This window comes from Streptomyces sp. NPDC058221 (assembly GCF_042882365.1).
GTDB lineage: Bacteria > Actinomycetota > Actinomycetes > Streptomycetales > Streptomycetaceae > Streptomyces.
Genome location: NZ_JBHVWF010000002.1, coordinates 105,375 through 119,663 on the forward strand (window position 1 = coordinate 105,375; position 14,289 = coordinate 119,663).

The 14,289-nt window shown below is 68.6% G+C and carries 17 protein-coding genes and 1 tRNA gene; 15 read left to right on the forward strand and 3 right to left on the reverse strand.

Going from position 1 to position 14,289, the window contains the following annotated elements; genetic code table 11:
• Positions 1 to 87 precede the first annotated feature (87 nt).
• From rpmG to ACFVW8_RS01410, 6 genes are all read left to right on the forward strand, one after another.
• Entirely contained in the window at positions 88 to 252 is a 165-nt protein-coding gene (gene rpmG, locus ACFVW8_RS01385; RefSeq protein WP_003956487.1) for a 50S ribosomal protein L33, read from the forward strand.
• A 117-nt stretch (positions 253 to 369) separates the two neighbouring features.
• A complete protein-coding gene (locus ACFVW8_RS01390) occupies positions 370 to 822 on the forward strand; it encodes a MaoC family dehydratase N-terminal domain-containing protein (protein ID WP_389685515.1) in 453 nt (150 codons plus the stop codon).
• Entirely contained in the window at positions 822 to 1,250 is a 429-nt protein-coding gene (locus ACFVW8_RS01395; RefSeq protein ID WP_389685516.1) for a MaoC family dehydratase, read from the forward strand. Before ACFVW8_RS01390 ends, ACFVW8_RS01395 begins: the two co-directional genes overlap by 1 nt.
• Positions 1,251 to 1,375: 125 nt before the next feature.
• On the forward strand, positions 1,376 to 1,903 hold the full coding sequence (locus ACFVW8_RS01400) for a TetR/AcrR family transcriptional regulator (protein ID WP_389685517.1): 528 nt from the start codon (positions 1,376 to 1,378) through the stop codon (positions 1,901 to 1,903).
• A 102-nt stretch (positions 1,904 to 2,005) separates the two neighbouring features.
• Positions 2,006 to 3,436 carry an MFS transporter gene (locus ACFVW8_RS01405; protein ID WP_389685518.1) on the forward strand — a complete coding sequence of 477 codons (1,431 nt, stop codon included), beginning with the start codon at positions 2,006 to 2,008 and terminating at the stop codon, positions 3,434 to 3,436.
• A gap of 70 nt (positions 3,437 to 3,506) precedes the next feature.
• Positions 3,507 to 4,562, forward strand: a complete 1,056-nt coding sequence (locus ACFVW8_RS01410) for a UDP-N-acetylmuramate dehydrogenase (protein WP_389685519.1) — start codon at positions 3,507 to 3,509, stop codon at positions 4,560 to 4,562.
• Positions 4,563 to 4,603: 41 nt separating this feature from the next.
• Here ACFVW8_RS01410 and ACFVW8_RS01415 read toward each other — a convergent pair whose 3' ends face one another.
• Positions 4,604 to 5,239, reverse strand: coding sequence for an NAD(P)-dependent oxidoreductase (locus ACFVW8_RS01415; protein WP_389685520.1), 636 nt, complete (start codon positions 5,237 to 5,239; stop codon positions 4,604 to 4,606).
• Between the two features lie 87 nt (positions 5,240 to 5,326).
• Here ACFVW8_RS01415 and ACFVW8_RS01420 point away from each other — a divergent pair, with 87 nt between their 5' ends.
• Positions 5,327 to 5,932, forward strand: coding sequence for a TetR/AcrR family transcriptional regulator (locus ACFVW8_RS01420; RefSeq protein ID WP_389685521.1), 606 nt, complete (start codon positions 5,327 to 5,329; stop codon positions 5,930 to 5,932).
• Positions 5,933 to 6,068: 136 nt separating this feature from the next.
• Here ACFVW8_RS01420 and ACFVW8_RS01425 read toward each other — a convergent pair whose 3' ends face one another.
• Positions 6,069 to 7,091, reverse strand: a complete 1,023-nt coding sequence (locus ACFVW8_RS01425) for an adenosine deaminase (protein ID WP_389685522.1) — start codon at positions 7,089 to 7,091, stop codon at positions 6,069 to 6,071.
• Positions 7,092 to 7,223: 132 nt separating this feature from the next.
• Positions 7,224 to 8,450 (reverse strand): pyridoxal phosphate-dependent aminotransferase, encoded by a 1,227-nt coding sequence (locus tag ACFVW8_RS01430; RefSeq protein WP_389685523.1) that lies wholly within the window; start codon positions 8,448 to 8,450, stop codon positions 7,224 to 7,226.
• A gap of 236 nt (positions 8,451 to 8,686) precedes the next feature.
• Between ACFVW8_RS01430 and ACFVW8_RS01435 the strand changes: the two genes are divergently transcribed.
• The 8 genes from ACFVW8_RS01435 to rplL all read left to right on the forward strand — a co-directional run bounded on the left by ACFVW8_RS01435 (position 8,687) and on the right by rplL (position 13,983).
• Positions 8,687 to 8,759, forward strand: a tRNA-Trp gene (locus ACFVW8_RS01435).
• Between the two features lie 106 nt (positions 8,760 to 8,865).
• A complete protein-coding gene (gene secE / locus ACFVW8_RS01440; protein WP_073732696.1) occupies positions 8,866 to 9,153 on the forward strand; it encodes a preprotein translocase subunit SecE in 288 nt (95 codons plus the stop codon).
• Positions 9,154 to 9,226: 73 nt separating this feature from the next.
• On the forward strand, positions 9,227 to 10,186 hold the full coding sequence (gene nusG / locus ACFVW8_RS01445) for a transcription termination/antitermination protein NusG (protein WP_389685524.1): 960 nt from the start codon (positions 9,227 to 9,229) through the stop codon (positions 10,184 to 10,186).
• Between the two features lie 189 nt (positions 10,187 to 10,375).
• Positions 10,376 to 10,810: a 50S ribosomal protein L11 gene (gene rplK / locus ACFVW8_RS01450; RefSeq protein WP_389685525.1), complete on the forward strand. Its 435-nt coding sequence runs from the start codon at positions 10,376 to 10,378 to the stop codon at positions 10,808 to 10,810.
• A gap of 79 nt (positions 10,811 to 10,889) precedes the next feature.
• Positions 10,890 to 11,612 carry a 50S ribosomal protein L1 gene (gene rplA, locus ACFVW8_RS01455; protein WP_389685526.1) on the forward strand — a complete coding sequence of 241 codons (723 nt, stop codon included), beginning with the start codon at positions 10,890 to 10,892 and terminating at the stop codon, positions 11,610 to 11,612.
• A gap of 158 nt (positions 11,613 to 11,770) precedes the next feature.
• Positions 11,771 to 12,682, forward strand: a complete 912-nt coding sequence (locus tag ACFVW8_RS01460) for a hypothetical protein (protein WP_389685527.1) — start codon at positions 11,771 to 11,773, stop codon at positions 12,680 to 12,682.
• Positions 12,683 to 12,957: 275 nt separating this feature from the next.
• Positions 12,958 to 13,488 carry a 50S ribosomal protein L10 gene (gene rplJ / locus ACFVW8_RS01465; RefSeq protein WP_389685528.1) on the forward strand — a complete coding sequence of 177 codons (531 nt, stop codon included), beginning with the start codon at positions 12,958 to 12,960 and terminating at the stop codon, positions 13,486 to 13,488.
• 111 nt (positions 13,489 to 13,599) lie between these two features.
• The gene (rplL, locus tag ACFVW8_RS01470) at positions 13,600 to 13,983 is read left to right on the forward strand and encodes a 50S ribosomal protein L7/L12 (protein WP_389685529.1); all 384 of its coding nucleotides are present in this window, start codon (positions 13,600 to 13,602) and stop codon (positions 13,981 to 13,983) included.
• Positions 13,984 to 14,289: the final 306 nt, after the last annotated feature.

Below are 14,289 nucleotides of genomic sequence, written 5' to 3' on the forward strand. Positions count from 1 at the left end.
TAACAGTAGCCGATTGTGGGGTCGGTCCTTCGATCGGCTACTCTTTTTTGCGTTCATCCGTCCATCGTCCGTCCAAGGAGCACTCACGTGGCTGCCACCGACGTCCGCCCGAAGATCACGCTGGCCTGCGTGGAGTGCAAGGAGCGGAACTACATCACCAAGAAGAACCGGCGTAACAACCCGGACCGTCTTGAGATGAAGAAGCATTGCCCGCGCTGCAACTCGCACACTGCGCACCGCGAAACGCGCTGAATCAGGCTCGTACACGAGGCCGTCCCCGTTGGGGGCGGCCTCGTGTCGTTGTACAGGGCTGTGTTGTATAGGTCTGTACTTCGGCCCATTCGTCTTTCATCAGGAGGTAGCGAGCTCATGGCGCTCGACCAGTCCTTCGTGGGGCGGACCTATCCGCCCACCGCGCCGTACGAGGTCGGCCGGGAGAAGATCCGGGAATTCGCCGAGGCGGTGGGCGACGCCAACCCCGCGTACGTCGATCCCGAGGCGGCCAGGGCTCTCGGTCACAGCGATGTGATCGCGCCGCCGACCTTCGTCTTCTCGATCACCTTCAAGGCCGCGGGGCAGGTGGTACAGGACCCCCAGCTGGGCCTGGACTACAGCCGGGTGGTGCACGGCGACCAGAAGTTCGTCTACGTGCGTCCGGTGCGGGCGGGGGACCGGCTGACGGTCACCTCGACCATCGAGGCCGTCAAGTCCATGGCGGGCAACGACATCCTGGACGTCCGGGGCGAGGTCCACGACGCGTCCGGGGAGCATGTCGTGACGGCGTGGACGAAGCTGGTGGCGCGCGCCGCCGAGGAGGCGTGATGACGGCGAAGGTGAGCTACGGCTCGGTCGAGGTCGGTACGGAGCTGCCGGCGCAGTCGTTCCCGGTCACCCGGGCGATGCTGGTGCAGTACGCGGGCGCCTCCGGGGACTTCAACCCGATCCACTGGAACGAGAAGTTCGCCCGCGAGGTCGGACTGCCGGACGTGATCGCGCACGGCATGTTCACGATGGCCGAGGCGATCCGGGTGGTCACGGACTGGACCGGCGACCCCGGTGCGGTCGTCGAGTACGGGGTGCGGTTCACCAAGCCGGTCGTGGTGCCCAACGACGACAAGGGCGCCCTGATCGAGGTCAGCGGCAAGGTGGCCGCCCTGCTGGACGACAAGCGGGTGCGCGTCGATCTGACGGCGATGAGCGACGACAAGAAGGTGCTGGGCATGTCCCGCGCCGTGGTGCAGCTCGGCTGACACCGTGAAGAGCTGAGGGACGTAAGGGGCGCGGTCCATGGGGCCGTGCCCCTTACCCATGGGCACCGGCTCCTCACGGCTTGACCAGGTTAGTGATTGAGTACTAACTTTGCCGCATGGTCAGGATGAGTGCAGACGAGCGGCGCGAGAGTGTCATCCGGGCGGCGATCACCGAATTCGCGCGCGGCGGGTACAGCGCCACGTCCACCGAGGTGATCGCCAGGCGTGTAGGTGTCTCGCAGCCGTATCTCTTCCGGCTCTTCCCCAATAAGCAGGCCATGTTCCTCGCCGCATCCGAGCGGTGCCTGACGGACACCCGCAGGGTCCTCGCGGAAGCCGCCGAGGGGCTCGAAGGTGAAGAGGCGCAGGGCGCCATGGCCGCGGCGTACGAGCGCCTGATCGTCGACGACCCCGACCGGCTGCTGATGCAGATGCAGATGTACGCGGCCGTCGCGGCCGCGGAGGCCGCCGGGGACCACGAGTTCGGCGAGTCGGTGCGTGCGGGCTGGCTGCAGATGTTCGACGACCTCACGCTCGCGCTCGGTGGCGACACCGAAGAGGCCACCGAGTTCCTGGCGCACGGCATGCTCATGAACACGCTGACCTCACTCGGCTTCCCCATGGGTCACCGGATCTGGTCCAAGTTCTGCTAACCGGCCAGGCCGGCCGTCTGAACCGTGCAAACCCCGGGTTCGGCCCGGATTTCTGCCCAGAAAAGTTAGTCATCGATTACTAACCCTCAGGGGGAGCGAGCAGTGAACCAGCAGACGAAAGGCCGCTCGGGGGCGGCCTGGGCTCTTGTCATCACCAGCGTGGCCGGCTTCATGGCGGCCCTCGACAATCTCGTCGTCACCACCGCCCTGCCGTCCATCCGCGAGAGCCTCGGCGGTGAGCTGGAGGAGCTGGAATGGACCGTGAACGCGTACACCCTCACCTTCGCCGTCCTGCTGATGTTCGGCGCCTCCCTCGGTGACCGGTTCGGCCGGCGCCGGCTCTTCATCGCCGGACTCACCGTCTTCACCGGGGCCTCCGCCGCGGCCGCGCTCTCGCCGGGGATCAGCGAACTGATCGCCTTCCGGGCGGTCCAGGGCGTGGGCGCGGCGGTCATGATGCCGCTGACCCTCACCCTGCTCACGGCTGCCGTGCCACCCGCCCGCCGGGGCGCCGCGCTGGGTATCTTCAGCGCCGTGACCGGTCTTGCGGTGGCCAGCGGGCCGCTGATCGGCGGCAGCCTCACCGAGCACATCTCCTGGCAGTGGATCTTCTGGCTGAACGTCCCGATCGGTCTGCTCCTCCTGCCGCTCGCCCGACTGCGCCTGTCCGAGTCGTACGCGCCGAACGCCCGGATCGACATCCCCGGCACCCTCCTCGTCAGCGGCGGGCTCTTCGGGATCGTCTACGGGCTGGTCAACGCCAACGCCGACGGCTGGACCAGCCCCACCGTCCTCACCGCCCTGATCGCCGGTGCCGCACTCATAGGAGGGTTCATCCACCACGGCTTCCACGCGAAGAACCCGATGCTGCCCATGCGGCTCTTCAAGGACCGGGCGTTCTTCGGGATCAACATGGCCAGCATGCTGATGTTCCTCGGCATGTTCGGTTCGATCTTCTTGCTCAGCCAGTACCTGCAGGGCGCCCTGGGCTACTCGCCCACCGAGGCCGGTCTGCGGATGCTCCCCTGGACCGGGATGCCGATGCTGGTGGCGCCCGTCGCGGGGATACTCGCCGACCGGTTCGGCGGCCGTCCGGTGGTCGTGACCGGGCTCGCCCTCCAGGCCCTCGGCCTCGCGCTGTTCGCCATAGTCCTCGCCCCCGACGTCTCCTACGCCGCGCAGCTGCCCGGGCTGATCGTCGGCGGCGTCGGAATGGCCCTGTACTTCGCACCCGCCGCCAGCCTGGTGATGTCCAGCGTCCGCCCCGGCGAACAGGGCATCGCCTCTGGTGCCAACAACGCACTGCGCGAGGTCGGCGGCGCCCTCGGGGTCGCCGTGCTCGCCGCGGTCTTCTCCGCGCAGGGCGGTTACGGCACGCCGCGGCTCTTCACGGACGGGACCGTCCCCGCGGTCTGGATCGGCGCCGCGGTGGTGGCCCTCGCCGCGCTCGTCGCCCTGCTGATCCCGCGCCGTGCCACCACCCCCGCGCAGGAACCCGGCCAGGCCGAGGAGCGGGTCCCCGTACCCGCTTGACGGGTCGGCACTCCCGTACGGTCCGCGGCCCCGCCCTGACGGCGGGGGAGCGGACCGTACTCTTGTCCCCGTGCAGGAACTCCACGACGCGCCCCTCGCCCCCCTGACCACCTTCCGGCTCGGTGGCCCCGCCACCCGTCTCCTCACCGCGACGACCGACGCGGAAGTCGTCGACGCGGTGCGCGCGGCCGACGACAGCGGTACCCCGCTCCTGGTCATCGGCGGCGGCAGCAATCTGGTCATCGGCGACAAGGGCTTCGACGGCACCGCCCTGCGCATCGCCACCAAGGGATTCGTGCTGGACGGCGCGACGCTCGAACTGGCCGCCGGAGAGATCTGGACGGACGCCGTCGCCCGCAGTGTGGAGGCCGGACTCGCCGGGCTCGAATGCCTGGCCGGCATCCCCGGCTCCGCCGGAGCGACCCCCATCCAGAACGTCGGGGCGTACGGCCAGGAGGTGTCGTCCACCATCACGGAGGTCGTCGCCTACGACCGGCACAGCCGCGAGACCGTCACCATCCCGAACGTCGAGTGCGACTTCTCGTACCGGCACAGCCGCTTCAAGGCCGAACCCGACCGTTTCGTGGTGCTGCGCGTCCGCTTCGGGCTCGAAGAGGCGGGTGGTCTGTCCGCGCCCCTCAAGTACCCCGAGACAGCCCGTGCCATGGGCGTCGCGGAGGGCGAGCGCGTACCGGCCGCCGCCGCCCGCGAGACCGTGCTCGGGCTCCGGGCCGGCAAGGGCATGGTGCTCGACCCGGAGGACCACGACACCTGGTCGGCGGGCTCGTTCTTCACCAACCCGATCCTGGACCAGGAGCAGTTCGACGCGTTCCTCGCCCGGGTGGCGGACCGGCTCGGCCCGGAGGTGGCGCCCCCCGCCTTCCCCGCGGGCGAGGGACGCACCAAGACCTCGGCGGCCTGGCTCATCGACCGGGCCGGATTCACCAAGGGATACGGCACCGGACCGGCCCGTATCTCCACCAAGCACACGCTCGCCCTCACCAACCGGGGCGCCGCGAGCACCGAGGACCTGCTGGCCCTGGCCCGCGAGGTCGTCGCCGGGGTCCATGAGGTCTTCGGCGTCACGCTCGTCAACGAACCGGTGACCGTGGGCGTGACGCTGTAGCGGGGCCCTGGCTGTAGCAAGGCCCCGCACGGGCATGCCGCTCAGTACGCCACGCCCACGCCCTGCTTCACCGCCGCCGGGTCGTCGATCAGCGCCAGCATCGCGTGCGCCACATCGGCCCGGGAGATGGACCGGCCGCTGCGCGGGTTGCTGCCGTGGACGGTCCGGTACGTGCCCGTCAGCGGGCCGTTGGTGAGCTTCGGAGGCCGTACGGACGTCCAGTCCGTCGCGGAGGCGGCGAGCGCGGCCTCCATCGCGGCGAGGTCCGCGTAGACCTCCTTCAGGATCGCGCCGATCGCCCCGAGCATCATCCGGTCGAGCAGCGGGTCGTCCGCCGGCTTCGGTGCGACCGGGGCCGCGCTCACCACGAGCAGCCGCCGCGTCCCCTCGGCCTCCATCGCCGCCAGTACGGCGCGGGTCAGCCGCTCCGCGATCCCGTCGGCCTTGCGGCCCCGCGACCCCAGACCGGAGAGGACCGCGTCGCGGCCCGCGACCGCCTCGCGCAGCGCCTCCGCATCGTCGATCCGGGCCACCGTGTGGACCGTGACGTCGGAGAGCGGGACCGGCAGCCGCGCGGGATCGCGCACCACCGCCGTCACCTCGTGCCCCGCTGCCACCGCCTGGCGGACGATCTCCTGTCCGATACCGCCTGTCGCGCCGAACACTGTGAGCCTCATGGCACACCCTCCTAGGGTGGGTAAGTATTCACTCACCTCTAGAGTGAGTGAGTACTCACCCGCTCGTCAAGCTTCGTTGGAGTGCACATGGAGCAGAAGCCGGCCCGCGCCCGCATCATCGACGCCGCTCACCGGCTGATGCTCACCATCGGCCTGGCCCGCGCCACCACCAAGGAGATCGCCAAGGCCGCCGGCTGCTCGGAGGCCGCGCTCTACAAGCACTTCCCGAGCAAGGAGGAGCTCTTCGTGGTGGTCCTGAAGGAACGGCTGCCCAAGGTCGACGGCATCCTGAAGCGGCTGATCGCCGACCCGGGGGAGGGGGAGCGGACGGTCGAGCGGAACCTCACCGAGATCGCCCGGGAGGCCGCCCTCTTCTACGAGCAGAGCTTCCCGATCGCGGCGTCCCTGTACGCCGAGCCAAGGCTCAAGGAGCGGCACAACGCGGCCATGCGGGAGCTGGGCACCGGACCCCACGTGCCGATCCGCGGGGTGGACGCGTATCTGCGCGCCGAGCAGTCCGCGGGCCGGGTGCGGGCGGACGCCGACACGTACGCGGCCGCGTCCCTGCTGATGGGGGCCTGCGCCCAGCGGGCGTTCGCCTACGACGCCACGGAGACGGGCGGGCCGCCGCAGTCGCTCGACGCCTTCGCCGTGTCGGTCGCCCGGATGCTGCTGAGCGGACTGACGGCGTAGGGCCTGCCCGGCGGATCAGGGTCGGACAGACCCTGGGCCGCGTCGGCAGCTGTCAGGCCACCGGCTTGGCCGGCGAGTCGTCTGCCGGCAGCTGTCAGGCCACCGGCTTCGGCGGCGAGTCCTCTGCCGGCAGCTGTCAGGCCACCGGCTTCGCCAGCCAGTCGTCCACGCCCGCCAGTAGCTCGGCCCGCACCGCGTCGGGCGCCGCCGAGCCCCGTACCGACTGACGTGCCAGCTCCGCCAGTTCCTCGTCCGTGAACGCGTGGTGGCGCCGCACGAGGTCGTACTGCGCGGCCAGCCGGGAGCCGAAGAGCAGCGGGTCGTCGGCGCCGAGCGCCATCGGCACACCGGCCTCGAACAGCGTGCGCAGGGGGACGTCGGACGGCTTCTCGTAGACGCCGAGTGCCACGTTCGACGCCGGGCACACCTCGCAGGTCACCCCGCGCTCCGCCAGCCTGCGCAGCAGCCGCGGGTCCTCGGCGGCCCGTACGCCGTGCCCGACCCGGGACGCGTCGAGATCGTCCAGGCAGTCGCGGACGCTGGAGGGGCCGGAGAGCTCACCGCCGTGCGGGGCGGCCAGCAGGCCGCCCTCCCTGGCGATCGCGAAGGCCCGGTCGAAGTCGCGGGCCATGCCGCGCCGCTCGTCGTTGGAGAGCCCGAAACCGACGACGCCCCGGTCCGTGTACCGCACCGCCAGCCGGGCCAGCGTCCTGGCGTCCAGCGGGTGCTTCATCCGGTTGGCCGCGATGACCACCCGGATCGGCAGCCCGGTCTCGCGCGAAGCGCTGTCCACGGCGTCCAGGATGATCTCGATCGCCGGGATGAGCCCGCCGAGCAGCGGGGCGTACGACGTGGGGTCGACCTGGATCTCCAGCCAGCCCGAGCCGTCCGAGACGTCCTCCTGGGCCGCCTCGCGCACCAGCCGCTGGATGTCCTCGGGCGACCGAAGACAGGACCTGGCGATGTCGTAGAGCCGCTGGAACCGGAACCAGCCGCGCTCGTCCGTCGCGCGGAGGCTGGGGGGCTCGCCGCCGGTCAGCGCCTCCGGCAGCCGCACGCCGTATTTGTCGGCGAGCTCGAGCAGCGTCGTGGGCCGCATCGACCCGGTGAAATGCAGGTGCAGGTGGGCCTTGGGCAACAGCCGTACATCACGCTCCATTCCAAGATCTTGCCGCACGGACGGGGTGTCGCGGTACCCGCTTTCCCCATCGAGTTGCCCATCGAACAAGGGACCGAACGAAAGAGCGACCCCCGGCCGAGGCCGGGGGTCGCTCTCAGGATCCGGACGGTGTCAGGCCTTGGCCTCGCCCAGCAGCTTCTGGAGCCGCGAGACGCCCTCGACGAGGTCCTCGTCACCCAGTGCGTAGGAGAGGCGCAGGTAGCCGGGGGTGCCGAAGGCCTCGCCCGGGACGACCGCGACCTCGGCCTCGTCCAGGATCAGCGCCGCAAGCTCGACCGAGGTGGCCGGGCGCTTGCCGCGGATCTCCTTGCCGAGCAGCGCCTTCACCGAGGGGTACGCGTAGAACGCGCCCTCGGGCACCGGGCACAGCACGCCGTCGATCTCGTTGAGCATCCGCACGATGGTCTGCCGGCGCCGGTCGAAGGCGGTGCGCATCTCGGCGACCGCGTCCAGGTTCCCGGAGACAGCGGCCAGCGCGGCGACCTGGGCCACGTTGGAGACGTTGGACGTGGCGTGCGACTGCAGGTTGGTGGCGGCCTTCACGACGTCCTTGGGGCCGACGATCCAGCCCACGCGCCAGCCGGTCATCGCGTACGTCTTGGCGACCCCGTTGACGACGATGCACTTGTCGCGCAGCTCGGGCACGATCGCCGGCAGCGAGGTGAACTTCGCGTCGCCGTAGACCAGGTGCTCGTAGATCTCGTCGGTCAGCACCCACAGACCGTGCTCGACGGCCCAGCGGCCGATCGCCTCGGCGTCCGCCTCGCTGTAGACCGCACCCGTCGGGTTCGACGGGGAGACGAACAGGACGACCTTCGTACGCTCGGTACGGGCCGCCTCCAGCTGCTCCACGGAGACCCGGTACCCGGTGGTCTCGTCGGCGACGACCTCCACCGGAACACCGCCCGCGAGGCGGATCGACTCGGGGTAGGTGGTCCAGTACGGAGCCGGGACGATGACCTCGTCGCCCGGGTCGAGGATCGCGGCGAACGCCTCGTAGATGGCCTGCTTGCCGCCGTTGGTCACCAGGATCTGGGAGGCGTCGACCGCGTAGCCGGAGTCGCGCAGCGTCTTCTCCGCGATGGCGGCCTTGAGCTCGGGGAGCCCGCCGGCCGGGGTGTAGCGGTGGTACTTCGGGTTGCGGCAGGCCTCGACCGCGGCGTCGACGACGTAGCCGGGGGTCGGGAAGTCGGGCTCGCCGGCACCGAAGCCGATCACCGGACGGCCGGCGGCCTTGAGGGCCTTGGCCTTGGCGTCGACGGCGAGGGTGGCGGACTCTGAGATGGCACCGACGCGGGCGGAGACCCGGCGCTCGGAGGGAGAAGTAGCAGCGCTCATGCGCCCCATGCTCGCAGACCGCATTCCGCGTCGGCACAGGGGTTTCAGGGACCGGACAGCACCTGGACAGCATGCGGACAGACAACCGGGCAGCATCGGACAGGAACGGTCGGGAGCTATCTGTTCGACGCCGGGCCGCTGAACACGTACACTCACCTGTCGTTGGCCTTCACCAGTCACGCCGTTCCTGCACTCGGAGCATCCGGGAGCATGCGGTAGGTTGGTGGAAACCACAAAGGGTCGTAGCTCAATTGGTAGAGCACTGGTCTCCAAAACCAGCGGTTGGGGGTTCAAGTCCCTCCGGCCCTGCTACACACTCCTTCGCCAGGATGTGTGCGCATGTACGTACTTCAATGCATCGCCGTGCGGCTCCACCGGGCGCGGCACGGCCATGACCCGGAATCAGGTGAGAAGCGTGACGGACGCCGTGGGCTCCATCGACATGCCTGATGCCGAGGATGAAGTCCCCGAGTCGAAGAAGAAGACCCGGAAGGGCGGCAAGCGCGGCAAGAAGGGCCCTCTGGGCCGTCTCGCGCTCTTCTACCGCCAGATCGTCGCCGAGCTCCGCAAGGTTGTCTGGCCGACTCGCAACCAGCTGACGACATACACCTCAGTGGTGATTGTGTTCGTAGTCGTCATGATTGGTCTCGTGACCGTGATTGACTTCGGATTCCAGCGGGTCATCAAGTACGTCTTCGGCTGATCCCGCGGAGGGCGCCTCATGGGCGCCCCTTTCGCATGTTCCACCCATTTGTATCCAGGAAGAAGCAGCCACCGTGTCTGACCCGAACCTGAACGACGCCGTCGAGCCGACGGCGGGCGCCTTCGAGTCCGCCGAGGACGAGCTCGACATCGTCGAGGCGGCGGACGCTGTGGAGCCGGACCAGGCTGAAGCTGCCGACGAAGCCGCAGGCGAGCCCGCCGAGCAGGCCGCCGTGCACCCCGAGTCCACCGACGAGGCCGCGGCCACCGATGACGCCGAGGTCGAGGCCGTGATCGCAGCCGCCGACGACACCGAGGCCGACGCCGAGGTCGAGAACGCCGACGACGAGGCCGCCGAGGCGGACGCATCCGCCGACGAGGCCGAGGAAGCCGCCGCCGAGGAAGAGGCCGAGCCCGTCGACACCGTCACGGCCCTGCGCGAGGAACTGCGCGGCCTGCCGGGCGAGTGGTACGTCATCCACACGTACGCCGGTTACGAGAAGCGTGTGAAGGCCAACCTGGAGCAGCGCGCCGTCTCGCTGAACGTGGAGGAGTTCATCTATCAGGCCGAGGTGCCTGAGGAGGAAATCGTCCAGATCAAGAACGGCGAGCGCAAGAACGTCCGTCAGAACAAGCTCCCGGGCTACGTCCTGGTGCGCATGGACCTGACGAACGAGTCCTGGGGCGTCGTGCGCAACACTCCCGGTGTCACCGGATTCGTGGGCAACGCCTACGACCCGTACCCGCTGACGCTGGACGAGATCGTCAAGATGCTGGCTCCGGAGGCCGAGGAGAAGGCAGCCCGTGAGGCCGCCGAGGCCGAGGGCAAGCCGGCTCCGTCCCGCAAGGTCGAGGTCCAGGTGCTGGACTTCGAGGTGGGCGACTCCGTCACCGTCACCGACGGTCCGTTCGCGACCCTGCAGGCGACGATCAACGAGATCAACGCCGACTCGAAGAAGGTCAAGGGTCTCGTCGAGATCTTCGGCCGCGAGACGCCGGTCGAGCTCAGCTTCGACCAGATCCAGAAGAACTAGCGACTGCCCGAGAGGGCGCCCGCCAGCTTCTGGACACATGCCTACCGAGCAGGTCAGACCGGCTGTCAAAGCCTGTCTGACCTGCTTGGTTTTTGGTCGCGCAGCTATACCCGTTATCGTTGTGCGGTATGCCTGCATCCGGATGACCGGATGACGGCGAAAACTCTCACTAGGACCCGGAGAGAGCACATGCCTCCCAAGAAGAAGAAGGTCACGGGGCTTATCAAGCTCCAGATCAACGCCGGTGCGGCCAACCCGGCCCCGCCGGTCGGCCCCGCACTGGGTCAGCACGGCGTCAACATCATGGAGTTCTGCAAGGCCTACAACGCCGCGACCGAGTCGCAGCGTGGCATGGTCGTGCCGGTGGAGATCACGGTCTACGAGGACCGCTCCTTCACCTTCATCACCAAGACTCCGCCGGCCGCCAAGCTGATCCTCAAGGCCGCGGGTGTGGACAAGGGCTCCGGCGAGCCGCACAAGACCAAGGTCGCCAAGCTGACGGCTGACCAGGTCCGTGAGATCGCCACGGCGAAGCTCCCCGACCTGAACGCCAATGACCTCGACGCCGCGTCGAAGATCATCGCCGGCACCGCCCGTTCCATGGGCATCACGGTCGAAGGCTGATTCAGCCCCACCCCCTCAGTGGTAGGACCAAGCGCTGGTCCGCACCACGACTCCACACTCTGAAACCACAGGAGTAGAAGTGAAGCGCAGCAAGAACCTCCGCGCTGCGGACGCCAAGATCGACGCGGGGCGCAACTACGCCCCCCTCGAGGCCGTCCGTCTCGCCAAGGACACCGCCTCCACGAAGTTCGACAGCACCGTCGAGGTCGCGTTTGCTCTGGGTGTTGACCCTCGCAAGGCCGACCAGATGGTCCGTGGCACCGTGAACCTCCCGCACGGCACCGGCAAGACCGCCCGGGTCCTGGTCTTCGCGACCGGTGACCGTGCTGCGGCCGCGGAAGCCGCGGGCGCCGACATCGTCGGCGCCGACGAGCTCATCGACGAGGTGGCGAAGGGCCGTCTGGACTTCGACGCCGTCGTCGCGACCCCGGACCTCATGGGCAAGGTCGGCCGCCTCGGCCGCGTGCTCGGTCCGCGTGGTCTGATGCCGAACCCGAAGACCGGCACCGTCACCCCCGATGTCGTGAAGGCTGTCAACGACATCAAGGGCGGCAAGATCGAGTTCCGCGTCGACAAGCACTCGAACCTGCACTTCATCATCGGCAAGAGCTCGTTCGACGAGACCAAGCTGGTGGAGAACTACGCAGCGGCGCTGGACGAGATCCTCCGTCTGAAGCCGTCCGCCGCCAAGGGCCGCTACATCAAGAAGGCCACCCTGGCCACCACGATGGGCCCCGGCATCCCGCTGGACGCCAACCGCACCCGTAACCTCCTCGTCGAGGAGGACCCGGCCTCCGTCTGAGCCTCCGTGCTCGTACGTACGCCGCGTCACGTGTGACATTGACGGGCCCCGCAACCTTTCGAGGTGCGGGGCCCGTCTTCGTACGTGTGTACCAGTGGCTGTCGGAGCCGTGCGTTAGCGTGGGGTCACCGAGGGCCGAACTAGGGGTGGGAGCGGATATGAGGACCAGTACCGTACGGCGCGTGGGGCTGTCCGTGGCAGTGGCAGCGGCGTTGACGTCGGTCGCGGCCTGCGGCGGTTCGGACAAGGACGACAGCGGCAAGGCCGGGAGCGACACCGGCTCGGTGGTGAAGGCCGACTCGATATCCGCACTGCTCACCGTGCAGAAGAAGACCGGGGCGGCGAGCTCCGCCAAGGTCGAGGGCACCACCACCATGGGCTCCACGATGTCCATGAAGCAGTCGGGCGCCCTGGACTGGTCCGACGGCATCACCGGCGCCATGACGATCGCGTACACGGGCGGCGACATGGCCGACTCCATGAAGAAGCTCGGCAGCGACGGCACGATGCAGGCCCGCTACTTCAAGGACGGCTACGCGGCGGACATGGGCGCTGCGCTGGCCCAGCAGACCGGTGGCAAGCGCTGGATCAGCTACTCCTACGACGACCTCGCCGCGATCGGGGGAGCCTCGGGAGCGGCCATGCAGGAGCAGATGCAGAACACCAGCCCCGACCAGGGCGTGAAGCCCCTGCTGGCCTCCGGCGACGTGAAGAAGGTCGGCAAGGAGAACGTCCGGGGTGTCACCACCACGCACTACTCAGGCACGGTCGACGTCGCCGACCTGACCGCCAAGACCTCGAAGCTCGACGCCGAGCAGCTCACCGCACTCAAGAAGCAGCTCAACGACGCCGGTATCACCACGGAGAAGGTCGACATCTGGGTCGACGGGAACGACCTGCTGGTGAAGAAGACCGAGCGCGGTCAGATGAAGACCGGCGAGCTCAACTCGACGGTGTTCTACAGCGACTACGGGACCAAGGTCTCGGCGGAGCGGCCGCCGGCCGGCGAGACGATCGAGTTCAAGGACCTGCTGAAGCAGCAGCAGGGAGCGACGGCGGGCGCGTCCTAAACCTCCCGCAGCGGACGAAGAGGGACGGATTTGCTCAGCGCGACCCCGGTCGCGTACTCTTCTGCAGAAGCCAAAGACCGCTGGTCGTTGCTGCACTCCCGCAAGGGGGAACAGCAACCGAAGGATCCGTTGAGCACGGACGACCTGCGCAGGTGACTGTGGAAAGCTCCCGGACTTCGTGCGGTCGAGCTACGCCCTGGCACCTGTGCCGGGGCGTTTCGTCTTTCACGGCCCCTTCTGAGCGGTCCTCATCACCCGGAAGGAGGCCGACGCTCATGGCAAGGCCCGACAAGGCTGCCGCGGTAGCCGAGCTCGCGGAGCAGTTCCGCAGCTCGAACGCCGCCGTGCTGACCGAGTACCGGGGTCTCACCGTGGCACAGCTCAAGCAGCTGCGCCGTTCGCTCGGTGAGAACGCCCAGTACGCCGTGGTGAAGAACACGCTGACCAAGATTGCGGCCAACGAGGCCGGGATCGACACGCTGGACGACCTGTTCGCAGGTCCGACGGCGGTTGCCTTCGTCACCGGTGACCCGGTGGAGTCGGCGAAGGGTCTTCGTGACTTCGCCAAGGACAACCCCAACCTCGTCATCAAGGGCGGTGTCCTTGATGGCAAGGCGCTGTCCGCCGATGAGATCAAGAAGCTCGCGGACCTCGAGTCCCGCGAGGTTCTGCTCGCCAAGCTGGCCGGTGCCATGAAGGGCAAGCAGACTCAGGCTGCGCAGCTCTTCCAGGCTCTGCCGTCGAAGTTCGTCCGCACCGCGGAAGCGCTTCGCGCCAAGAAGGCCGAGCAGGGCGGTGCCGAGTAATTCGGCTCGCGCATTGACCGCCGCCCGCTAGGGCGACGGTCGCAGCGGGCCGAATGTACGCCCGCCTTCATATACACCCGGCACCTGCCGAATTAGTGGAAGGACGCCATCATGGCGAAGCTCAGCCAGGAAGACCTGCTCGCTCAGTTCGAGGAGCTCACCCTCATCGAGCTCTCCGAGTTCGTTAAGGCGTTCGAGGAGAAGTTCGACGTCACCGCCGCCGCGGCCGTCGCCGTCGCCGCCCCGGGTGCCCCCGGTGCCGCTGTCGAGGCCGAGGCCGAGCAGGACGAGTTCGACGTCATCCTCACCGGCGCCGGCGACAAGAAGATCCAGGTCATCAAGGTCGTGCGTGAGCTGACCTCGCTGGGTCTCAAGGAGGCCAAGGACCTCGTGGACGGCGCCCCGAAGCCCGTCCTCGAGAAGGTCGCCAAGGACGCCGCCGAGAAGGCCGCCGAGTCCCTCAAGGGCGCCGGCGCCTCCGTCGAGGTCAAGTGACCTTGCGAGTCATCTGACTCGTCTGGACACCCGTGCCGCGAGGCACGGACGTCACACCGCGAAAGGCGATCACCCGTACGGGTGGTCGCCTTTCGGCGTACCCGTGGCGGGTGCCTTGCTCTTGCCGTGCTGACGAGTATGGTGATCTTCGCCGTGCGCCTCTCCGAGGGGGGCGTGGACGCTGCTGAGGGGCGGCATGGGCGGGTCTCCGGGCCCTGTACGGGCTGGGGGGCCTTGACGAACCGCACGAGGCGCGCAATTCTCAAGGCGCGTCGCCATATCGATCCGGATCCGAGGCATGGATCG